This is a genomic window from Cryobacterium aureum (assembly GCF_002954245.1).
GTDB lineage: Bacteria > Actinomycetota > Actinomycetes > Actinomycetales > Microbacteriaceae > Cryobacterium > Cryobacterium aureum.
Genome location: NZ_PPTG01000038.1, coordinates 1 through 20,910 on the forward strand (window position 1 = coordinate 1; position 20,910 = coordinate 20,910).

Below are 20,910 nucleotides of genomic sequence, written 5' to 3' on the forward strand. Positions count from 1 at the left end.
CGGCGTCTACTCCCGCGTCGCCGGCCGCCTACTCGCCCTCGCCGCCGGAATCTGGCACAACTGGCTCCTCGGAACTCCCAACAAACGATCCCTCATCGCCTACGACCATTAGGACTCACTCATCTAGGTATACCGGGTCAGCCCTTTTCACTACGCTGGGCCAGCGCGCGATGCCTCACCCACCGCGAACCGGGAACAACGCAATCGACGTTTGGTTCCGTCAGTGCCGGGCAACGCTAGCTCATGTCGTGCTGGCGTCACTGCGCATCGGGGACGCGCCCCCAGTGAGTGGGGGGATCGGCGCCGGACAGGTCCCCGTAACTCTAGCGATCGCTAAGCTGGGCTCGGAGCGGGGGGGCACTCGTCGTTCTTTGCGCCCGGAACGAACGAAGGATTTTCATGATGCGGTTGGCCCGAACGATGCTCACGGTGGCCCTGATCGGGACGCTGGCCGTGCTGCCGGGGATGACGGCGAGCGCCGCCGAGAAGGCCTGGGACCTCCCGACGACGATCTCCGTCGCCGGCCAGAACGCGTACTCACCGCAGGTGGTGACTGATGGCACAACCATCACCATCACCTGGAACCACTTCGACGGCACCAACTACGGAATCCAGACGGCATCCTCCACCGACGCCGGCGCCACCTGGAGCACCCCCACCACACTCTCCACCCCCGGCCAGGACGCGTCCGAACTGCAGGCGGTGACTGATGGCACGACCATCACCGTCACCTGGAGCCGTTTCGACGGCACCACCGACGTCATCCAAACGGCATCCTCCACCGACGCCGGCGCCACCTGGAGCGCCCCGACCACCCTCTCCACCCCCGGCCAGCGCGCGTACTCACCGCAGATCGTGACCGATGGAACAACCATCACCGTCACCTGGCGCCGCTTCGACGGCACCAACTACGGTATCCAGACGGCATCCTCCACCGACGTCGGAGCCACCTGGAGCACCCCCACCACACTCTCCACCCCCGGCCAGCGCGCGTACTCACCGCAGATCGTGGCAGATGGCACAACCATCACCGTCACCTGGCAGTGCTTCGACGGCACCACCGACGTCATCCAGGTGTCTACGTTCACACGGATCCCGGCGCCGACGGACATCCCGACCGGCACCGCCACCACCACCACCACCACCACCACTGCGGCCTCGGCGGAGCTCGCGGCGACGGGCTCGGAGGGCGTGTTCACCATGGGGCTGCTGGCGGCCGGGCTCTTAGCGGCCGGGCTATTGCTGGCCCGGGTTCGACGGCTCGCTCGCGCCTGACGCCACACGGGCCCACCTGACCGGCTCAATTCGGTGCAGACGTGGCCACCACCGTCGTGGCCGCCACCATCGTGGTGCGGCGGTCATAAGAGGGTAGGTCACGCTGTCTCCTCCGGTTCGTTCCCAGAAATCGGTTCGATCGCAGATTTACGAACGGTGCATTGCGCAAACTCCCCGTGCCAGAATGGCCGGGTCACGTCGCAAACGATTTCGTGCAGGTGTTGCTCTGGCTGGAAACCGGCCCACGGTATGCCGTCGTGACCGCCCTCGAGGTGAGCGATATCGCAGCAACCGGCGAGAGCGAGTTTCAGATCACCGACTGAGGTCGGAGGCCGCCCGGCGCTGGCGTACCGTTAGCCTATGACCGCGCGCACGAGCCTCGCCGGAGGGCGGCAATGAGAGCGCGCACCGCGTTCGGCGTGGCGCGCCTCGGCCTGACGGCGGTGGGGCTGGTTGCGCTGGTCGGCTATTTTCAGTACACCCTCGGGGTCGCCGCGTTTGCGATGGCGAATTTCTTCAGCTATTTCACGGTGCAGAGCGCCATCGCATCGATTTTCGTCTTCCTGACGGCCGCCGTCGTCGCTCTGCGACGCCCCACCGACCCGGCCTGGCTCGACATGTTGCGCGCCATGGTGACGACCTACATTCTGGTCTCCGGCGTGGTCTACGGCATCATCGTCTGGCAGTCCTCCGGCGCGAACTATTCCATCGAAGTGCCGTGGTCGAGCCAGTTGCTGCACTTCGTGATTCCGGTCTTCGCCCTCATCGACTGGATCGTCGACCCGTTCAAGGCACGCCTGCCGTGGAAATATCTCAGCTGGGCCATCGTGTTTCCGGTGTTCTGGCTGGTCTTCACCCTCATTCGTGGGCCGATCGTGGGCTGGTACCCCTACTTCTTTCTCGATGCCCGTCAGGTGAGCGGCCCCGGCGAGACCGTGTCCTACTGCCTGATCATCGTGCTGATCATCACGAGCATCGCGGCCCTGCTCACCGGGATTACGCGATTGAAACGGATGCCGCACCACCGACTTCCGTACTGGCGCCCTTGAGCTGTTCAACTGTTCAGCTGTTTAGCTGCACTGCTACTGGTCGGGTACGGCGAGGAACGGCTCGAGCGCGGTGAGCGCCGCCGCGAGAAAGGCCTCGTCGTCGAGTTCGCTCAGGCGGGTCGCGTTTTCGGCGGCGATCAGCCCCATCAGAACGGGCTCGCCGGTCAGCGGCATCATGTTGATCCAGACCGGAAAGTCGGCGTCTTCACCGACGATGGTCCAGAGACGGGCGGACGTCTCCCAGAACGGCGCGTCAAACCGCAACCAGATCTTGTCGACCACGCCCATACCGAGCGCGCCGATGGCACCGCGATGGGCGAACGGAAGCGCCGGCGAGAATTCGATGGCCGCGTCCTTCAGCACACCGAGCGGCACGGTCACGATCACCCGATCGGCGGACAGCGACTCGCCGGTACCGAGGCGCAGGCTCACGCCATCGTCGTCGTGGGCCACGCGATTGACCACACTCGAGAGCAGCAGCTCGAGGCCTTCCGCGTCGCCGGCGAGCAGGGTTGAGTATCCGCCCAGCACGATCTGGTCATCGTCGGCGCTCGCACTATCGGTCGTGTACCAGGCCGATTGCTGGCTCGGTGTGGCCCCGGTTTCGACCTTGAGTTTCGTGGCGATCTCGTACTCGAGCCAGTCGGCATCCGAGAGGCCTTCGGCGTTCGGAGTCTTCGACAGGCTGGCTTCGCCCGAATCGACCAGGGCACGTTCTACCGAGACATCCTGCTGCTGATTGGCCGCCCAGCTGAGGGCGCCGGCGACGGCCTGAGTGCCAAGTGGTGATACCTCGACGACCTCCCCGGCGCGGGTTCGCACCTCGGGCGTACGCACGAACGGTAGTAGCTTCACTCCAAGAGCGGTGAGCTCGTCGTCCAGAAAACTGTCGGCGGTGTTGTGCACGAACGAGGGACCACGTTCGATCGGAAATGGCCAGTCGGCGCTGACGGTATCGATGCGCCCACCAATGCGGTCGCGCGCCTCAATCACGACCACGTTGAAGCCGTCGTTGACGAGTTCCCTGGCCGCCGTTATCCCGGCAATTCCGGCACCGACAATCGTGATGCGTTCCCCCGGAGCCGCGATGTCTCGCACCTGGCTGGCCGCCAGCAGGCCGGAGGCGCGGGCACCCTGCACGGTACCGGGCTCATCAGCCGCAGTGGCTTCACCGGCGAAGAACACTCGGGCGTCGACTGCCTGGCCGAGGGCAGCTCGGTGCTCGGGAGTGGCGCCGACGGCGGCGTAGCTGAATGATCCACGGGAGAAGGGGTCGGTCGACCAGTTGGTTCTGGAGACCGTGAGCGGCTGCGGAACCAGCGAGGGGGTGAGCGTGGTGGGCGACGGGGATGTCGTCGGCACCGGCGCCGGCGCCACGCACGCTGCGAGGGCCAAGACGGAAAAACCCGACGCTGTGCCGAGCAGAAAAGTGCGCCGCTTCACGATCGGTCTGCTTCAGAACGGCGGATCCCGGGCGCGCGCCCGGAGTGCTTCAGTACTGCGCCAGTCATGAGACCAAACTACCGCAGACCGTGCAGCTTGACATTTTCCGCTCAAGGTAGTTAGTTAGTTACATGACCAACTAACCCGTGAACCGAAGCGGGCGCAGCATCCACTGAAAGCAGGCAGTCCTTGATCGAAGCGGGCAAACCGATCTTCGTGCAGATCGCGGAGCAGATCGAGAACGACATCATCGATGGCGTCATCGAGGAGGAGACTCCCGTGCCCTCGACCAACGAGTTCGCGGTCTTTCACCGCATCAACCCGGCGACCGCCGGCAAGGGCGTCAACCGCCTGGTCGAAGACGGAATTCTTTACAAGAGGCGAGGAATAGGGATGTTCGTAGCAACCGGAGCCCGGCAACGGCTGGTCGACGCCCGCACCGATCAGTTTCGGGCCAACTTTGTCGGCCCGCTGCTGAGTGAAGCCGCCAAACTCGGCATCACCGCCGAGCAGGTCGCCAGCATGATCAACGCAGAATCCGTGACCGACAGAAATGCGAGCAACTCATGAACCTCACCGAACCGGCCGTGCGCGTCACCGGCCTCACCAAGAAATTTGGTGCTTTCGCCGCGATCGACGATGTGAGTTTCACGGTCGAGACCAACAAAATCTATGGCTTGCTCGGCCGCAATGGTGCGGGCAAGACCACCCTCATGCAACTGCTCACCGGGCAACAATTCGCCACCAGCGGCACCCTCGAGGTGTTCGGAGCTTCGCCGGTTGAGAATGCACGGGTGCTGCAGTCGCTGTGTTTCATCAAGGAAACCCAGAAGTATCCGGACAGCTTTCGGCCGGAGCACGTGCTCGCGAGTGCGCCGTGGTTTTTCGCCAATTGGGACGCGGACTTCGCGGCCAGCCTGGCCCAAGATTTTCGGCTGCCCCTCAACCGCCCGATCAAGAAGCTCTCCCGCGGGCAGCTCTCAGCGGTCGGCGTGATCGTTGGGCTCGCCTCGCGCGCCCCGCTCACCTTCTTCGATGAGCCTTACCTTGGGCTCGACGCGGTCGCGCGGCAGATCTTCTACGATCGCCTGCTCGAGGACTATGCCGAGCATCCGCGCACCATCATTCTGTCGACGCACCTCATCGACGAGGTCAGCAACCTGCTCGAACACGTTCTCGTCATCGACGAGGGTCGCATTCTCATGGACCAGGACGCCGACGAGTTGCGCGGCTCCGCGAGTACCGTCGTGGGCAAGAAGACGGATGTCGATGCTTTCGTCGCCGGCCGCGACATCATTTCTCGAGATGGTATCGGCGGGCTAGCTTCGGTGACCGTCACGGGCCTCAGCGAGGCCGAACGAGCCGCCGCCCGCACCGCCGGGCTCGAGCTCTCCCCCGTGTCGCTGCAGCAGCTGATCGTGCAGCGTACGACGAGCACCACCTCTGAAACTGCGAGCACGACCGACGCTTGGAGCGCACGCTCATGACCGCTTTGTTGACCGGCACCGCGACATCCGTACACCCGCGTAGTGCCCCGGCGCGCATCTGGAACGTGGTGCGGCTGCACCTCGTCGACCGCCGCACTTACATCGGCATTCCGTGGCTGATCGCCGGGATGGCCTTCGTGGTCACAGTTTTCATGGCCCAAATCATCGGCTTCACGACCGGCGGCCTCGGTACCGCCGACGCCATCGCGGGTCAGCGGTACAGCTGGGCTGTGCTGGCTCCGCAGGGGTACCTGATCGCAGTCGGCGTGCAGGCCATCTCGTTCGGGTTTCCGCTCGCGCTTGGTTTCGGCGTGACTCGGCGGGACTTTTACCTCGGTACCGCGCTGCTGTTCGTGCTGATCTCGGCCGCGAACGCACTGGCTTTCGCCGTGCTGACCCAGCTCGAACAGCTGACCGACGGCTGGTTCATCGACACCTACATGTTCAACGCGATCTGGCTCGGCATCGACGGTTTCTGGGTCGACCTGTTCTCCTTCTTCGTGATGCAGCTGCTGGTGTTCTTCATCGGCGCGTCGATCGCGACCATCTACATGCGCTGGCGCATGCCCGGCATGCTCATATTCTGGAGCGCTCTGGCTTTGGCCATCGTCGGCACCGTCACGATCATCACTTTCACGAGCAACTGGCCCGCCGTCGGCCTCTGGTACGGCGCGCAGGGCATCGCGGGTATCTTCGCCTGGCTGCTGGTCCCTGCCGCTGCAGCCGGCTTCGGCGGTTTCCTCGCCCTGCGCCGAGCCACCCCGAAGAACTAGAGGTCAGGCCGGGCGGCGCTCCTCGGCCACGGAGTTGCCGCCGTCGACGACGATCACCTGCCCGGTGACATAGGAAGCGCCGGGAGAGGCGAGGAACGCGATAACGGATGCGACCTCCCCCGGCGTGCCGCTGCGCCCGGCCGGAACGAGCGCACCTTCGAGGGCCTCGCTCGTGAGCTGGGAGCCGGTCGCGATCCAGCCGGGAGCCACGGCGTTGGACGTGATGCCGAACTCGGCCTCATCGACGGCGAGGGCTCGGGTCAGCCCGACCAAGCCGGCCTTGGCCGCTGCGTAGGCGACGTCGCCCCGGCTCGCCATAATCGTTCCGCTCACACTCGACACCGTAACTATGCGGCCCCAGCCCGCTGCGCGCATGAACCCGATCACGGCGCGCGTAGCGTGAAATGCCGTCGACAGGTTGATGGCGAGCCCGTGGGCCCAGTCGTCGGGGCTGGTGAGAATGTCGCCGTGGCCCATCTCGGCGTCGCCGACGGCGACCATACCGGCGTTGTTCACGAGGATCGTCGGTTCGAGCGTGCCCGCCGTGAGGGCCGCCTGAAGTTTTGCGGCGCCCACGGCCGAGTCGAGGGTGCAGACGATTCCGACGGCGCCCCGGCCGTCGGCGGTGAGTTCGGCTGCTCGGTCGTGTACCCGCGCCGTCGTGCCGGTGAGAATCACCCGGGCGCCAAGTTCACCGAGCATCCGTGCTGCTGCGAAGCCGATGCCGGTGGCGCTGCCCGCCCCGGTGACGAGCGCGGTGCGTCCGCCGAGGTCGAGGGCGGCTGGGAGCGCGGGTGCAGGAGTCATGGCGTCAGGTTAGCGCTCCCGCACCCCGTGCATAACTCCGGCAAATTGTGATCGGCGAGAAGCGGATGCCCTGCGGTGACCCGGAATTCCGCCCAACTTTTCTGCCGCGGCTTCAAATTGCAGGAGTTATGCACAGACCCGGACGAATTTTGGGCCTGACGCGTTAGACGGGCTGTGGCAACGACAGAAAACCGTCGACGAGTAGCTCACGCACCCTGGGCAGGAGTTCGGCACTCAGCGCCTGCTCGTCGGCGTCCAGGAGCTGGGCGAGAGCGCCGATGATGGCGCCGACCGCGAGGTCGCCGTCGCAGGCACCGACCAGCCCGGCCAGGGCCGTGTCGAGCGGCACCGAACGGCCGAATCCGCTGCCCTGGTGCAGAGTCATCACGGTCGGATCCTGCTGACCGGGCCAGTAGTGGCGTTCCTCGGTGACGTCGGAGGCCAGGGTGAGCTGCGTGCGCAACAGGCGCGCGTCATCCGCTTGAACTTGCCAGTCGTGGGCGGCGAGGCACTCGACCAGGTGCGCGCCGAGGCCGGCCGGGTTGTGGCCGAGGGTATCGGGCATCCGTTCGAGGCGGAGCAGGGTCGGGGCTGGCACTCCCTCGGGCAGCATGCGCAGCAGCAGGTAGCCGAACCCGATCCGGCGCACGCCTCGCGCCTCGAAGTCGTTCAGCCAGGCGTCGTACAGCCGGTCGAAGTCGGCTCCGGGGCGGGTGCCACCGTCGCGGATCCAGGTCTCGGCGTACTCGCCCGGCGACTGCACTTCGCGTTCGATGATCCACGCGTCGAGTGCCGGGCCGGCATCGGGCGTGAGCCAGCGTTCGACCCGTTCGAAGGCATCCGTTTCCCCCGAGTATTCCCAGTTGCCGAGCAGCTGCGCGACACCGCCGGGAGTGAGATGGTCTGCGGCACCGCGCACGACGGCCTCGACCAGGGCGTCTCCGACCATACCGCCGTCCCGATACTCATAGCTCGGTACTCCCTCGGCGCGTGGCGTTATCACGAACGGCGGGTTCGAGATGATGTGATCGAACCGCTCCCCCGCCACCGGCTCGAACAGGCTGCCCAAGCGAAACTCGATATTGTCGATCTCGTTGAGCTTCGCGTTCAGTGCGGCGAGTTCCAGCGCCCGCACCGAGATGTCGGTCGCGACGACGTGCGCGGCGTGCCGCGATGCGTGCATCGCCTGGATTCCACAGCCGGTACCGATGTCGAGCGCCCGTTCGACCGGGCTCGGCATCATGAGTGAGCTCAGGGTACGCGAGGCCCCGCCGATGCCGAGAACATGAGTTTCGCCGAGCGGATGCCCGAGCGCCAGCTCCCCCAGATCGCTCACGATCCACCAGCTTCCGGCGCCGTAGGCGTCGATGAAGCTGTACGGACGCAGGTCCACGAGTGGGCGCACGAGCGCATCGAGTGCCACCACGAGCCCGAGCTGTTCAGCACCGGCTGCCCCGAGTGTGGGCAGGGCGGCATCGAGGTCGGCACGCGGCACCGCGTCCCCGAGCAGGAACAGCCGGGCCAGGGTTGCTGCGGGTTCATTCCGACCCAGTTTGGCGGCGAGCGTGACCAGCGCCCGCTGGGCCGGAACCCGCTGGTTCCGGCGGAGGGCGGCATCCGCTTCGATGCCCCACAACCCGGTCAGGCCGGGAACCGAGAAATGAGCGGAGGCGAGGTCGGTGCGCAGTAAGGAAATGAGAGTTGCAGAAGTCACTTATCCATTCAACTCGATGTGCGCGGTCACAGCCACCGCATGGTGAACGCCCGGGCGACGAGCTCGTTGGCCGGCGGCAGCGTGAGAGTCCGCACGAAGGCGTTCCGAACACCGAGTCGCAGGCCGTGGGCTGGCCGGCCCATCTGCATGTTGAATCCGGCTTGCAGGGCCGCGCGGCGGGCGGCGCTGCGGCGCGTGCGGTCATAGTGGGCCAAAACGGATGCCGCCGCTGCCGGTTCGAGCAGCGCCCGCTGCAGCGCCGGCGCGAGGGCCACGGCGTCGAGCCAGCCGAGGTTCATGCCCTGCCCGCCGATGGGGCTGATCTGATGCGCCGCATCGCCGGCCAGCAGGATTCGACCCGCGCACATGCTCCCCGCGAGCCGCTGCTGCACGGCGAAGGAACTGGCAGCCCCGAGCGGCTCGGCAACGCTGACTCCCGTTCGGTGCCGGATGAGCGCGGCCAGGTCGGCACTGTCGGCATCCGTTGCGAGAAAATCGGTCATCGCTACCCACCGACGCCGATCGCCGGGCAACGGAAAGGACTCGACCACGCCGCCGCGCTCGAAGTAGAGCACCGCGCCGGTATCGCTCGAGTCAGGATCGGCGAAGTCGCCCATGAGATACGTTTCGCGCCGGCCGAGCTGCCGCCAGGTGATACCAGCCTGCTCGCGCACGCGGCTGCGCGCGCCGTCCGCGCCGATCACGTAGCGGGCCTCGATCGCGCCGGTGTCGGTCGACACTGCGACGGCATCGCCGTCGTCCTGCACCGCGGTCACGGTCACGCCCCTCCGATATTGGCCGGGGCGGAGTTGCTCGAACCGTGCGCGCAGCAGGGCCTCCGTCTCGTACTGCGGCAGGGCGACCACGAACGGATACGCCGGCGCGGCCTTCTCGAACGACAACCGTCCAAGCCTGCGCGCATCGCACCGTACCTCCCCCTCGCGAATGCGCACGGCCCGCTCGAGCAGGGCGTCGGCGATGCCAATGGCGGCGAGGGCGGCGAGGGACGGCGGGTGGATGCCGATCGCCCGCGAGCGGAAGGACGGGGTATCGCGCTGCTCGAGCACCTCAACGTCGAGCCCGCCGACGGCGAGAACGCAGGCGAGCATAGCGCCCACCGGGCCGCCACCCACAATGACGACGTCACGCATCCGGCGGTGTCCAGGCCAGCACGAGCCGCGACGGCAGCCCGCGCGACACCGTCCACCCGGCTGGCACAGCCGCCCGCAGCTCCACGGCCGTATAGCTGCGTTGAATCGAGGTGAGCCCGTCCGGGCGAATATAGGAGTGCCGAAAGAACGGCCAGGTCGCCGCCGCAAACCCGAGGTAGGCATAGTTGGATCGCTCCAAATCGGCGTGCAGCACGCGCACGCGGGCGAGATCCTCCGAGTCCACCAGCAGCCCCTTTAACTCGTCCACGCTCAAGTGGTGCAGCACGTGGTTGGAGACCACGAAGTCGAAGCGCGCGCCCTCCGCGACGAGGTCAGAGCTGAGCGCCCGCCGAAACGACAGGCCGGCAATCTTCGGCTGGCTGGTCGCGAAAACGTGCGCACGGGCATCCGGATCGATTCCGGTCACCGTGAGCCGCAGTCCGTCGCGCACCGCCCAGCGGGCGAGCGCCCGTGAGACATCGCCGCCGCCGGAGCCGACGTCGAGCAACGTCGTTTCGGAGGTGGTGGACAAGGTCGGGCGGATGCTGCGGCGATAGATCCTCCACCAGCCCGACACGACCGCGTTGACCACGCGAAAATCCTGGTAGGTGCGGGTGAGCATGGCCGGGTCGCACAGCGGGGAATCCATGATCTCGCGGGCACCGTGCGCCCGCACGCGCAGTGAGGGAAGGGCCATTCAGCCCTCGATCACGGTCATGAGGCCGGACTCCACGGTGAGACCGGGGCCGAACGCCATGGCGCAGACGCGTTCTTCGGCGGCGGTGGCCGGGCCGTCGAGAATGGCCTTCATGACGAAGAGGATGGTCGCGCTGCTCATATTGCCGTTAGTGCGCAGGGTTTCCCTCGAGGGAAACAACTGGTCAGGGCGGAGTTCGAGTTTGGCCTCGGTCTTGTCGAGGATGCTCCGCCCGCCCGGGTGGATCGCCCAGTGTTCGATCACCGAGCTCAGCGTGGCCGGTGGCGCGAGGGTGAGAACCGGGGCGGCCACCGTGGTCCCAGACTCGCTCGCCTCCGCTCGGAGCGGAGCCGCGAGCTGCCCGGTGATCGACGCGTCGCGGGCGAACAGGGGCGCCAGGGCGCCCACGATGTGTTCGTCGATGATGTGCGGAACGTAGGTGCTCAAAATCATCTCGAAGCCCTCATCGCCGATTTTCCACGCCATGTCGCCCTCACCGACCGGGGTAATGACCGTTTCGAACAGGTCGAGACCGAGTGCTTTCTCGCCCGGCAGCGGCGCCCGGGAGCTGACGATGCCGGCGGCAGCGCCGTCGGAGAACAGCGAGGAGGCGACGATGGTGTCCGGGTCGCTGGAGGTGCGCAGGTGCAGCGAGCAGAGCTCGGCGCTGACCACGAGTACGACCGCATTCGGGTCGGCCTCGACGAACTGCTTCGCGGTGCGGAGCGCGGGCATGGAGGCGTAGCAGCCCATGAATCCGAGGTGGTAGCGCTGGGTGCTGGGTTTCAGGCCGAGCTCTCGCACGAGCATGTAGTCGGGGCCGGGGGCGTAGAACCCGGTGCAGGAGACGGTGATCACGTGGGTCACATCTTCGGGGCGAATGTCGGGGCACGCGGCGAGCGCGAGGCGGCCGGCCTCGACGAAGAGTTTGGTGGCCTCCTCGATGTAGAGCTCGTTGCGCACCCGGGTACTCGGCACCAGCAGCAACTGCTGCCTTGCATCGAAGAACTGCGGCTCGGCCGAATCGTTGTCGAGGGTGAGCTCGGCGATCACGGTATGCCTGGTCTCGATGCCCGACACGTTGAAACTGGTACTGACCAGCCGTTGTGCGAGCCGGCTGAGTCCGGGCTGGGCGGCGAAGATGTCGCGCACCTGCTCCTGGATCAAAATCGTCGGGGGAACTACGGTCTGGAGCGCTCTCAGCGTGACGGCCATGAGTTAGTGTCGCACGTGGCTTCGATTGAGTACACCCCTTCACGGCCGAATCTCGGGGCTATGGCGAATCTAGGGCAGTCGAGCGAACAGCCGCGTTCCGCTGAGCGCGAGCAGCAGGCCGGCGGTCACGATGGCCGCGACCCCACCCAGGTAGGCTACGACCGTGCCGAGCGTGCCGACGCGCTCGAACAGGCTGCTATCCAGCACCAGGGTGGCGATAAAGGCCACGGCGGAGACCGTGCCACAGCCGACCGACAGCCACCGGATAAGGCGAACCGTTGATCGGCGCAGGCCGGTGAAGGCTGGCCATCGTGAGCTGGGGGCGGTAGCATCCGTCTGCGGCACGACACCCACCCACGGCCAAGCCAGCACCGCCCCGGCGAGGCACCCCCAGAGGGCGACCCAGAGCAGGGCTGCAATCACGTCGCTCGGCCGATGCCACTGGTTGGCGAGTGTAGCCACACCGGCCAGCACGGCGAAAGCGGTGCCCCACCCGGCGACCATCGGGCGCATGCGTGGGCTCGCGACCAGAAAGACCACGAGAGCGGATGCCGCCGCCACCGTCGTATGCCCCGACGGGAAAGAGTTTCCGGCATACCCCTCGACCGCGAGGTCGGGGCGAGCCAGAATGCCGTACTTCAGCAGTTGGGCCGAGGCAGTGGCCGCCGTAGCAGCGACCAGCGCGACTATGAGGGTGCGCCAGTTGCGGCGCACGAGCGCGATGACCGCGGTCAGGACCACCCCAAAAGCCACGGCGAGGTCCGGCACGGAGTCGAGCACCCGACCGGTGAACGGGGTGATGCTGTGACGGCCGAATTCGGCGCCGTCATAGGCGAGTTGGTCGGCTTCCTGGCCGGCATGGCTGCGCACGAAGAACAGGTAGAGACCGATGAAGGCTACGGTCGTGAGCACGGCCCCGGCGACGTACCCGAGCGATCCCTGTTTCAGGGAGCTTAGAGGGGACCAAATGCGCACGGTCAAGCATGCCACAGTGTGCTTGAAAACGCGGTTTCTCAGCGCCCGCTACCGGGTGGCGAGCACGACTTTGCCGCGCAGGTGGCCCGCCATGAGGTAGCGGTAGGCGTCCTGCACGTGATCGAGCGGAAACACCCGATCGATCGGCAGCACGATCTCACCGTTCGCAATCAGTGTGGCCAGCGCCTCGAGATCGTTGATATCCGCGGCCTGACCGCCCACCTCGGTCACTCCGGCGCCGGAACGATGGCCGCGTGCGGCGATGGTGTTGATGCGCGTGCCGGGCACCCCGAGGTCGAGGGCAGCGTCGATCGTGGCGGCGCCGTTATAATCGAGGGCAGCCGTCACCGTCAGGCCGGCGGCCAGCACCCGGTCGACCAGGCCGTCGCCGTAGGCGATGGGCATGACGCCCAGCCCGCGCAGAAATTCGTGATTGACCGGGCTCGCGGTGCCCACAACGGTCGCCCCGGTGCGGAGGGCAAGCTGGCAGGCGAGGATGCCGACACCACCGGCGGCAGCACCGACCAGCACTGTGTCATCGGCAGTCAGGCAGAGGGACGCAACGCTAGCCCAGGCTGCACGTCCCGCGATGTCGAGACCCCCCGCCTGTTCAAACGTGAGGGCGGCCGGTTTTTTGAGGATGCGCGTCGCGTCGACGACGAGGAAGTCTGCCTGGGCATGCATCCGCTTGCCGCCGAACACGGCGTCACCGATCTGAAAACCCGTGACACCATCGCCCAACTCGTCGATGAGGCCGGAGAAATCGTTTCCGTTACCGCAGGGCGGAACCGCCTCGTAACGCAGTGCAGCCGGGCCGCCGTGAAAGATTTTGTAGTCGACCGGATTCAGGCCGGCGACGTGCACCCGCACGCGGACCTTCCCCCGTCCAGCCTGCGGTTGCTCATCGTGCACGATACTCAGTACCTCGGGTCCACCAAATTCATTTATGCGAACATATCGAGCCATGCCGCCAGCCTAGGGCCACGCATCGACAGCGTCGGTGCAAACGCAGCCGACGCCGTCCCTGCCCATTCACCCCAAGATTAACGCGTGGCGTACACCTAATGTTCAAGAACTCCTGATGGAATGAATTCAGTACCGTTGGTGCGCGCGTGCAGAGTGCGTACCTTCCGAACGAATGGAAGTTTCGTGAGCATTCGAACGGCTGAATATCCCAGGCCGAACCAATTTCTCCTCCATCTCAGTGACACACACTTGCTTGCCGGCGGCAATCGCCTGTACGGCAGCGTGGATGCCACGGCCCACCTGATCAAGCTCTTTGCCGAGGTTGAGGAATCCGGTCGTCGTCCTGATGCCATCATCTTCACCGGCGACCTCGCTGATAAAGGCGAGCCGGGGGCTTACGACCACCTACGCGACATCGTAGAACCGGCCGCTGTCCGACTCGGTGCGCGAGTCATCTGGGTCATGGGAAACCACGACAATCGTGAAGCGTTTCGCACGAATCTACTCGGCGAACTTCCCGCGGCGACCCCGATCGACCGGGTGTACTACCTGGATGGACTTCGCATCATCGCCCTCGATACCACGGTTCCCGGACACCACTACGGATCAGTGTCCGAGGAGCAGCTCGAGTGGCTGGCCGAGGAGCTTCGCGTTCCCGCACCTGACGGAACGATCCTCGCAATGCACCACCCGCCGGTGCCGAGCATGCTCGATCTCGCCGTAGCCGTCGAGTTACGTGATCAAGCCGGACTGGCAGGGGTGCTCCGCGGCACGGATGTGCGCAGCATCCTGGCCGGTCACTTACATTATTCGTCGACGGCGACCTTCGCGGGGATCCCGGTATCGGTGGCCTCGGCCACCTGTTACACACAAGACCTCACCGTGCCCATCGGCGGAACGCGCGGCTGGGATGGTGCCAGGGCATTCAATCTCGTACACGTTTACCCGGACACCATCCTGCACTCGGTCGTGCCGATCGGGACCTACCCGGCCCTCGAATACATCGATGCCGAAGAGACCGCCGGTCGACTCCGCGAGCTGGGTGTGCAGATCATGCTTGCGGGCGCCGTGCCGGCATCCCATGAGCCACCGATGACCATGCCGATCCCGGTTCTGCGGTAACCACCTGGCTGGCGCGCTCCCACGGTGCCTCAAACGGGAAGTAGAGGTCGAGAAATTCAATGACGGCCGTGCGTCGCTGGTCGTCGGAAATCTCCGGAAAGCTCCCGTCATTCAGGCAGAACATGTCCTGGTCGCGGTGCCTGCGCAGGCGGTTCATCTGCCGCAGGGCGATTCGTAGCGTGGTCTCGATGTACATCGAGCGCGCCTGAGTCTGGGCGACGGCACGACCGGTCATCAACGCATAGTAGTGATAGAGCGAGTTGGTGACCGAAATGTCGGTTGCCGAACGAAAACGGCTCGCCGCAGTGCGGCTGAAATCCTCGGGAAACTCCTGTTCCAGCTCCAGCAACACGCTCTTGCGCATCGGGGCCGGCGTGTGCTCGAGGTGCCGGGTGGTGACCTTACCGAAGCGACCGCGCAGCAGAGCACGGTTCACTCGGGCGGCGTTCTCGAATCCGCTGCGGGTCGGGTCGTTTTCGCCCAGGCCGATGCGAGTGGATGCCTCGACGAACTTGGTCACTCCACCCGGCGAAAAGAACAGCTCCGGCCCAACCGGGCGACCGAAGAACATATCGTCGTTTGAGTACAGAAAGTGCTCGGCGAGGCCGGGAATGTGGTGCAGTTGGCTCTCCACGGCGTGTGAGTTGTGAATGGGCAGCACGCTCGTGTCGACGAAGAAGTCTTCGCTGCGCATGATCGTGACCCGAGGGTGCTCGGCCAGCCATTCCGGTGCCGGTGAATCGGTGGCGATAAAGATGCGTCGAATCCACGGGGCGAACATGTAGACGCTGCGCAGCGCGTACTTGAGTTCGTCGATCTGGCGAAAACGGGCGTCGGAATCGTCACCTTCGCCGACCACATAGGCCTTCATTCGCTTGGCGCGCTCTCGCTGAAACTCGTCGCTCGAGCCATCCACCCAGCTGAACACGAGGTCGATGTCGAAGGAGATGTCGCTGGCCAGGTCATCGAACATGTTCTGCAGAGTGAGCCAGGTACGCCCGTACAGATCGATCGTAGTTTCGCGGGCTTCGGACCGCGGCAGCCGGGTGCGCATGAGGGCGTTTTCAACCGGGGCGATGATTTCGTCTTCGCCGAAACGCCACAGTTCAAACTGGAACGCGGTCTGGGCGCCGTAGCGCAGGCGGCCGATCGGTTCGATGCGCGGCCGGTAGACACGAAAAACGGAGGACTTGCGCAGCGTCATGAGCGCGCCGTCGGCGAGCAGAAACTGTTGGCTGACGTTGCCATCGAGCGGCTTGGCGTAGAACGGCTCGTTGGCGAAAGCCGCAGCCAGGACCTTGGTGATGTCCTTGCGCCGTTTGCGGTCGACGGCGATGACCGGCCGGTTGTGGTCGCCGCGGACGAGTAGAAAGTCGATGCCGGCGCTGGTGAAGGCGTCGTACACGGCCACGAGGTCTTTCACCATGGACTCGTGCGGGGTGTAGTGACCGTTGATGAGGGCGATCTCACCCTTGCGCACGACGAGGTCGTCGCGGTCGAACCGGCGCGTGCGGGCATCCGGTGTGATCAGCACTAGCTCGGGCTCATTGCTGAGCGACAGCGTCGGGATCAGCCCCGTGTTGGTGGGCGGTTCCGGCTCGCTCGAGTCGTAGCCCACGGAGTCTTGGCGATGGGCGTCGGTGTCGAAGATGTCGCCGCCGAACGAATCGGGAAAGCCGTGGTCGGAAGTATCCGGTTGTGCGTCCGGAATATCGAATGTCGCCATGGTCCTCCTTGAAAAAGTGGAGCACTCGATCTCGGTCCAGCCCAGGCTGAAATCGAGGAGTGCGGCCGGCTGTGTCGGCGTGGATACTTCAGGGTGTTTCTCAGTGATGAACTTCTTGAGAAGTGACGAGGTTCTCGAGGAGCAACTGGCGTTTGGTGAAACGCGGGGGCATTTGTCTTTAGTGTACGTCCCGATGTCGGTAGTTTGCTGCGCCGACCGGCCCACCGCACGACGCCCGCGAAACGGATGCTGCGGCATCCGTTTCGACGGTACGTCGGGTCAGAGCGCCGAGATGCCGAACAGGCCGATGATCAGGGCCATGAGCAGAATGGTGACCAGTTCGTGGGCGATGTTGAGCACGGTCAGGCCCGCCGGGCGGCGGTCGAACGCGTCGTGGGTGACCATGCGGGCCGCGGTGAATCCAGCCCAGAGAATGACTCCGGTAAGGAGGGTGTTGAACAGAAAGTTTCCGCCGTAGAAGTTCTGGGCGATCGCCGCGGCTCCGGCGAGCACGGAGGCGGTGACGAAGCTGACGAAGACGGTGATGATGATCGCGCCGGTGCCGCTGCCCTTCATGCTTTCCTCGGTGTGACCGACAGCTTTCATCCAGTAGCGACCGAAAACGGCGCGGGTGTACCAGATGGACCCGACGACCATGCTTGACGCGGTGGCCAGGAGCACGGCCCAAATGTTGATTTCGGGAACCATGACGGATCCTTTCGGCTGGCCCCCTGTCTGGGGCGAAGATGAAGCGGACGAGTACCCCGATGTTAGTGCGTATGCGGCCGGTCCGATTGTTGCGCTTCAGCGGCGATTTCAGCCCTGAGCCGCGCGGTCGCAACGATCGGCGGCAGCTGGACCGGGTCGGTGACCGGCAGCTGGCAGACGAAGTCACGGCAGAGGTACGCGGTGGGCTGACCGCTCGGCGCCGTGCGGGCCGCGAATAGGTCGAATCCGCCGGCGGTGAATGCCCGCGCTTGGGATTCTGAAACGGATGCGACCACTCCCGCCGGGTGGCGTCGGGCGAGGTCGTGCAGGGTGACGGCCGTGCCGTGAACCTCGGCGTCACCGGGCTGGTCGGGTGAGACGATCACGAGTTGCTCGATCGGTGCGTTCAGCTCGTCGAACAGGCGTAGCGCAGCGCCATAGGCGAGAGGTCGAGCGGGAGCCAAATCGGCTACCAGGCCGAGGCCGGTCTGCGCGGCCCGCCGATAGCGGTCATCGCCGGTGAGGCGGTAGAGCAGCAGTGCGGCGTCGGCACTGGCGGACAGGCCGGAGGGATAGGCACCCTCTGAAGGGTCGACGGCGCTGACCAGGCCTTGCCTGCTGAGCACCGGATCCGCGCCGTTCGGGGGGCAAAAAGCGGGCGTTTCGGTGTCAGTGTCGGTGGCTGCCGATACTGTGCTGTCGAGCAGGTGACGAGCCCGGGTGGCGTAGGTCACGTCGCCGGTGACGAGTGCGAGTTCGAGGAGCCCCCGTGAGTACATGCCGTAGTCCTCCAGGGTAGCTTTGGCCTGGGAGGTACGACCGGTAACGGAGGCGCGTACGAGGCTGCCATCGGCGCGCTCGTGGTGCTCGTGCAGGTAGTCGGCCGCGCGGCGGGCGGCGTCGATGAGGTCCGGCCGGTCGAAGGCGAAACCGGCTCGGGCCAGCGCCTGGATGGCCAGACCGTTCCAGCCGGTCAGCACCTTCGTATCGAGGGCGGGCGGAGTCTGCTTAGAGCGGTCGCTCTGCTCGAGGGCGTAGTAGCCGCCCTCGACCCGGTGTCCGTCGACGGTGCTCTCCGAATCCTGAGCGCTGGCAAACCCGCCTCCCGGAAGCTGCATCACGTCGCAGAGAAAATGAGCGATTCCCTCGGCGACGTGGCAAGCCCAAGGTGCGCCGGTGAGCATCCAAGCGCGGGTGTACAGACTGAGCAGCTGAGCATTGTCGTAGAGCATCCGTTCGTAGTGCGGGTCGCTCCAGTCTCGGTTGACCGCGTAGCGAAAGAAGCCGCCCTCGATCGGGTCGCGCAGTGGTGACGCACCGATGCGCTTGAGGGTGCGCAGTGCGAGCGACTGGCCGTCGCCGCTAAGCGCGGTGTCGTGCCCGAGCAGAAAAGAGAGCGCAGGGGCAACCGGAAACTTTGGTGCGCCTCCGAATCCGCCGAACCGGGCATCTTCATAGCCGACCAGTTCGGCGACGGCCCGGTCGAGCACGTCGGTGTCGGGCCGGGCGGTCAGCTCGGAGTCGGTGACTCCAGCCGCTACCCCGGTTGCGAGCTCGCGACCCGATTCGGCGAGCAGCTCGGCCACCCTCGCTGCGCCGGCCGTTACCTCGGCGCGCCGGGTTTGCCAGGCCGTCGTCACTGCCGTCAGAACGTCACGAAACGACGGATGCCCCGCCATTGCCACCGGCGGAAAGTAGGTTCCGGCGTGAAAGGCCTGGCCGTCGGGCGTGACAAACACGTTCAGCGGCCAGCCGAGCCCCTCGACGAACGCACTCGCGGCAGCGAGGTAGCTCGCGTCGACGTCGGGGTGCTCCTCCCGGTCGACCTTGATGCTCACGAAGTGCGCGTTGAGATACTCGGCAATGGCCGGGTCGCTGAAACTTTCCCGCGCCATGACGTGGCACCAGTGACAGGTGGAGTAGCCGATCGAGACGAGCACGGGTACATCGCGCTCGCGCGCTGCGGCGAAGGCCTCTTCGCCCCAACCAAACCAATCGACCGGGTTATCGGCATGGCTGCGCAGGTAGGGGCTGATGGCATCGGCGAGGCGGTTGGGCATACTCCATTGTGCGCCCGGTTGCCCGGGTGAGCGAGGCTACGGTAGCTGGGCAGCCCCGAGCAGGGCGTTTCGTCGGCGTTGCACCCGCACCCAGACCACGAAGCCCACGAGGGTGAACGCGCCGTAGAACAGGTAGAGCACTGCGGAGGCGTAGTAGCCGGCGCTGATCAGCAGCGGTACACCCACCACGTCGACGGCTACCCAGATCAGCCAAAATTCGGTCCAGCCCTTGGCCATGCCGTAGGTTGCGAGCAACGAACCGGTGAAGATCCAGGCATCCGCCCAAACCGGTTCGAACGAGCCCAGTGCACGAAAGATGGGTGTGAGCACGAGCGTGCCGGCGACAAGTCCAAGGCCCAGCAGGATGCGGGTGCGGGTGCCGGCCCAGTGCGGTGCCACGGCAACGTGCACGGCCGAATTGCGGCTGCGCTGCCACTGCACCCAGCCGAAGATCGACACAACGATGAACATGATCTGACGACCGGCCTGACCAAGCAGGTTGACCGGGTTGGGCGTGCCGAACACTGCCCCGAGGAACACCGTGAACAGCAGGGCATTGCCGACGATGCCGACCGGCCAGGCCCAGATCTTGCGGCGCATGCCGCCGACCGCGCTCGCTATGCCGAAGGCGTTACCGACGACCTCGCGCCAGAGAATGGTCTGGGTACCGATCTGTAACTGGGCGTCGAAGAGCCATTCGATCGGATTCATGGGGATCTTTCTGCGCAGACGGCACGTACTCGCACGTGCCCGCGCCCAACAAAGCGCGGCGCATCCCAATCTACGCCGCTGCCCGGACCGGTGTAGCCCGATGACGCAGCGGTGGCCCCGCAGAGACGGCGGGGCCACTCAAAAGAATGCTTCGGGCTAGTTCACCTCGTTGGGGTGCGCCGATACGCGCCCGGCACGCTCGAGCGCTGAGATCATGGTGAGTTCGGTGCGGGAGAGTTCAAAGTCGAACACGTCGAAGTTTTCAGCCATACGCGCGAGCCGGTTGGACTTGGGGAACAGGATGTTGCCCATCTGCAGGTGCCAGCGAATGACGATTTGCGCGGGCGACTTTTCGTGCGTCTCGGCGGCATTCGTCACTACTTCTTCGTCGAACAGGGGGTACTTCCCCTGGCCGAGCGGGCCCCACGCCTCAATGTTGATGCCGTTTTCACGGGCGAAGGCGGTGACCTCCGGCTGCTGGTGCGCCGGGTGCAGCTCGATCTGGTTGACGGCGGGCACGATGCTCGTCTCGTGCAGCAGGCGGTCGAGGTGCGGCACCAGAAAGTTGGACACGCCGATCGACCGGGCACGGCCCGACTCCTGAATTTTCTCGAGGGCGCGCCAGCTCTCCACGAACTTGTCGTTGGCCGGAGCTGGCCAGTGGATCAGGTACAGGTCGACGTAGTCGAGGCCGAGCTTCTCGAGGCTCTCGTCGAACGCTTCGAAGGCGGACTCGGTGCCTTGACGGTCATTCCACAGCTTGGTCGTGATGAACAGCTCGGAGCGGTCGAGGCCGGAGGTGGCCAGCGCCTTGCCCACGCCAGCCTCGTTTCCGTAGATGGCGGCTGTGTCGATGTGGCGGTAGCCGACCGACAGCGCGTCGGTGACGATGCGGGTGGTTTCGTCTGGCTCGACTTTGAAGACACCGAAACCGAGCTGAGGAATCGTGTGGCCGTCGTTGAGGGTGAGGGTGGGAACAGATTTCGTCATACCCCGACCCTATTAGTCGCCGTGGTCGTTCCACCCCCAAA

At 65.6% G+C, this 20,910-nt stretch carries 20 protein-coding genes and 1 pseudogene; 8 read left to right on the forward strand and 13 right to left on the reverse strand.

Going from position 1 to position 20,910, the window contains the following annotated elements:
- From CJ028_RS14365 to CJ028_RS14375, 4 genes and pseudogenes are all read left to right on the forward strand, one after another.
- Positions 1-112, forward strand: a pseudogene (locus CJ028_RS14365) (IS982 family transposase); the annotation flags it as partial.
- A gap of 287 nt (positions 113-399) precedes the next feature.
- Positions 400-1,275 carry a sialidase family protein gene (locus CJ028_RS21775; RefSeq protein WP_105035917.1) on the forward strand — a complete coding sequence of 292 codons (876 nt, stop codon included), beginning with the start codon at positions 400-402 and terminating at the stop codon, positions 1,273-1,275.
- Positions 1,276-1,451: 176 nt separating this feature from the next.
- Complete coding sequence (locus CJ028_RS20995) at positions 1,452-1,598, forward strand: acylphosphatase (RefSeq protein ID WP_161498993.1); 147 nt, start codon at positions 1,452-1,454, stop codon at positions 1,596-1,598.
- Positions 1,599-1,670: 72 nt separating this feature from the next.
- On the forward strand, positions 1,671-2,324 hold the full coding sequence (locus CJ028_RS14375; RefSeq protein ID WP_105035918.1) for a Pr6Pr family membrane protein: 654 nt from the start codon (positions 1,671-1,673) through the stop codon (positions 2,322-2,324).
- Positions 2,325-2,357: 33 nt separating this feature from the next.
- On the opposite strand, the gene CJ028_RS14380 is transcribed toward CJ028_RS14375, so the two are convergent.
- Positions 2,358-3,767, reverse strand: coding sequence for a flavin monoamine oxidase family protein (locus CJ028_RS14380; protein WP_129590505.1), 1,410 nt, complete (start codon positions 3,765-3,767; stop codon positions 2,358-2,360).
- A gap of 189 nt (positions 3,768-3,956) precedes the next feature.
- Between CJ028_RS14380 and CJ028_RS14385 the strand changes: the two genes are divergently transcribed.
- From CJ028_RS14385 to CJ028_RS14395, 3 genes are read left to right on the forward strand one after another with little or no spacing between them, the layout of a single operon-like run.
- Positions 3,957-4,337 (forward strand): GntR family transcriptional regulator, encoded by a 381-nt coding sequence (locus CJ028_RS14385; RefSeq protein ID WP_105035919.1) that lies wholly within the window; start codon positions 3,957-3,959, stop codon positions 4,335-4,337.
- Positions 4,334-5,254, forward strand: a complete 921-nt coding sequence (locus CJ028_RS14390; RefSeq protein WP_105035920.1) for an ABC transporter ATP-binding protein — start codon at positions 4,334-4,336, stop codon at positions 5,252-5,254. Before CJ028_RS14385 ends, CJ028_RS14390 begins: the two co-directional genes overlap by 4 nt.
- Positions 5,251-6,027: a hypothetical protein gene (locus CJ028_RS14395; protein WP_105035921.1), complete on the forward strand. Its 777-nt coding sequence runs from the start codon at positions 5,251-5,253 to the stop codon at positions 6,025-6,027. Before CJ028_RS14390 ends, CJ028_RS14395 begins: the two co-directional genes overlap by 4 nt.
- Before the next feature lie 3 nt (positions 6,028-6,030).
- Here CJ028_RS14395 and CJ028_RS14400 read toward each other — a convergent pair whose 3' ends face one another.
- From CJ028_RS14400 to CJ028_RS14430, 7 genes are all read right to left on the reverse strand, one after another.
- Positions 6,031-6,834 (reverse strand): SDR family oxidoreductase, encoded by an 804-nt coding sequence (locus CJ028_RS14400; RefSeq protein ID WP_105035922.1) that lies wholly within the window; start codon positions 6,832-6,834, stop codon positions 6,031-6,033.
- 163 nt (positions 6,835-6,997) lie between these two features.
- Positions 6,998-8,548, reverse strand: a complete 1,551-nt coding sequence (locus CJ028_RS14405) for a DUF7059 domain-containing protein (RefSeq protein ID WP_105035923.1) — start codon at positions 8,546-8,548, stop codon at positions 6,998-7,000.
- 26 nt (positions 8,549-8,574) lie between these two features.
- The gene (locus CJ028_RS14410; RefSeq protein ID WP_105035924.1) at positions 8,575-9,699 is read right to left on the reverse strand and encodes an FAD-dependent oxidoreductase; all 1,125 of its coding nucleotides are present in this window, start codon (positions 9,697-9,699) and stop codon (positions 8,575-8,577) included.
- Positions 9,692-10,396, reverse strand: a complete 705-nt coding sequence (locus CJ028_RS14415) for a class I SAM-dependent methyltransferase (RefSeq protein WP_105035925.1) — start codon at positions 10,394-10,396, stop codon at positions 9,692-9,694. The genes CJ028_RS14410 and CJ028_RS14415 overlap by 8 nt, the downstream gene beginning before the upstream one ends.
- Positions 10,397-11,611: a type III polyketide synthase gene (locus tag CJ028_RS14420; protein ID WP_105035926.1), complete on the reverse strand. Its 1,215-nt coding sequence runs from the start codon at positions 11,609-11,611 to the stop codon at positions 10,397-10,399. It lies immediately after the preceding gene.
- Between the two features lie 69 nt (positions 11,612-11,680).
- Positions 11,681-12,586, reverse strand: coding sequence for a phosphatase PAP2 family protein (locus CJ028_RS14425; protein WP_240607313.1), 906 nt, complete (start codon positions 12,584-12,586; stop codon positions 11,681-11,683).
- A gap of 48 nt (positions 12,587-12,634) precedes the next feature.
- Positions 12,635-13,552 carry an NADP-dependent oxidoreductase gene (locus tag CJ028_RS14430; RefSeq protein WP_105035928.1) on the reverse strand — a complete coding sequence of 306 codons (918 nt, stop codon included), beginning with the start codon at positions 13,550-13,552 and terminating at the stop codon, positions 12,635-12,637.
- Between the two features lie 183 nt (positions 13,553-13,735).
- On the opposite strand from CJ028_RS14430, the gene CJ028_RS14435 reads away from it, so the two are divergent.
- A complete protein-coding gene (locus CJ028_RS14435) occupies positions 13,736-14,674 on the forward strand; it encodes a phosphodiesterase (RefSeq protein WP_240607308.1) in 939 nt (312 codons plus the stop codon).
- On the opposite strand, the gene CJ028_RS14440 is transcribed toward CJ028_RS14435, so the two are convergent.
- The 5 genes from CJ028_RS14440 to CJ028_RS14460 all read right to left on the reverse strand — a co-directional run bounded on the left by CJ028_RS14440 (position 14,604) and on the right by CJ028_RS14460 (position 20,869).
- Positions 14,604-16,400, reverse strand: a complete 1,797-nt coding sequence (locus CJ028_RS14440) for a stealth family protein (protein ID WP_105035930.1) — start codon at positions 16,398-16,400, stop codon at positions 14,604-14,606. The genes CJ028_RS14435 and CJ028_RS14440 overlap by 71 nt on opposite strands.
- Positions 16,401-16,679: 279 nt before the next feature.
- Positions 16,680-17,108 (reverse strand): DUF1761 domain-containing protein, encoded by a 429-nt coding sequence (locus tag CJ028_RS14445; RefSeq protein WP_105035931.1) that lies wholly within the window; start codon positions 17,106-17,108, stop codon positions 16,680-16,682.
- Positions 17,109-17,170: 62 nt separating this feature from the next.
- Entirely contained in the window at positions 17,171-19,168 is a 1,998-nt protein-coding gene (locus CJ028_RS14450) for a thioredoxin domain-containing protein (RefSeq protein WP_105035932.1), read from the reverse strand.
- Between the two features lie 36 nt (positions 19,169-19,204).
- Entirely contained in the window at positions 19,205-19,879 is a 675-nt protein-coding gene (gene pnuC / locus CJ028_RS14455; protein ID WP_105035933.1) for a nicotinamide riboside transporter PnuC, read from the reverse strand.
- A 156-nt stretch (positions 19,880-20,035) separates the two neighbouring features.
- Positions 20,036-20,869 carry an aldo/keto reductase gene (locus CJ028_RS14460; RefSeq protein WP_105035934.1) on the reverse strand — a complete coding sequence of 278 codons (834 nt, stop codon included), beginning with the start codon at positions 20,867-20,869 and terminating at the stop codon, positions 20,036-20,038.
- Between the last annotated feature and the right edge of the window lie 41 nt (positions 20,870-20,910).

Bases quoted from the DNA above. Each gene is read 5' to 3' on its own strand.
- CJ028_RS21775 (WP_105035917.1), top strand. From the start codon at position 400: ATGATGCGGTTGGCCCGAACGATGCTCACGGTGGCCCTGATCGGGACG.
- CJ028_RS14375 (WP_105035918.1), top strand. From the start codon at position 1,671: ATGAGAGCGCGCACCGCGTTCGGCGTGGCGCGCCTCGGCCTGACGGCG.
- CJ028_RS14390 (WP_105035920.1), top strand. From the start codon at position 4,334: ATGAACCTCACCGAACCGGCCGTGCGCGTCACCGGCCTCACCAAGAAA.
- CJ028_RS14395 (WP_105035921.1), top strand. From the start codon at position 5,251: ATGACCGCTTTGTTGACCGGCACCGCGACATCCGTACACCCGCGTAGT.
- CJ028_RS14400 (WP_105035922.1), bottom strand. From the start codon at position 6,834: ATGACTCCTGCACCCGCGCTCCCAGCCGCCCTCGACCTCGGCGGACGC.
- CJ028_RS14410 (WP_105035924.1), bottom strand. From the start codon at position 9,699: ATGCGTGACGTCGTCATTGTGGGTGGCGGCCCGGTGGGCGCTATGCTC.
- CJ028_RS14415 (WP_105035925.1), bottom strand. From the start codon at position 10,396: ATGGCCCTTCCCTCACTGCGCGTGCGGGCGCACGGTGCCCGCGAGATC.
- CJ028_RS14420 (WP_105035926.1), bottom strand. From the start codon at position 11,611: ATGGCCGTCACGCTGAGAGCGCTCCAGACCGTAGTTCCCCCGACGATT.
- CJ028_RS14430 (WP_105035928.1), bottom strand. From the start codon at position 13,552: ATGGCTCGATATGTTCGCATAAATGAATTTGGTGGACCCGAGGTACTG.
- CJ028_RS14440 (WP_105035930.1), bottom strand. From the start codon at position 16,400: ATGGCGACATTCGATATTCCGGACGCACAACCGGATACTTCCGACCAC.
- CJ028_RS14445 (WP_105035931.1), bottom strand. From the start codon at position 17,108: ATGGTTCCCGAAATCAACATTTGGGCCGTGCTCCTGGCCACCGCGTCA.
- CJ028_RS14450 (WP_105035932.1), bottom strand. From the start codon at position 19,168: ATGCCCAACCGCCTCGCCGATGCCATCAGCCCCTACCTGCGCAGCCAT.
- pnuC (WP_105035933.1), bottom strand. From the start codon at position 19,879: ATGAATCCGATCGAATGGCTCTTCGACGCCCAGTTACAGATCGGTACC.
- CJ028_RS14460 (WP_105035934.1), bottom strand. From the start codon at position 20,869: ATGACGAAATCTGTTCCCACCCTCACCCTCAACGACGGCCACACGATT.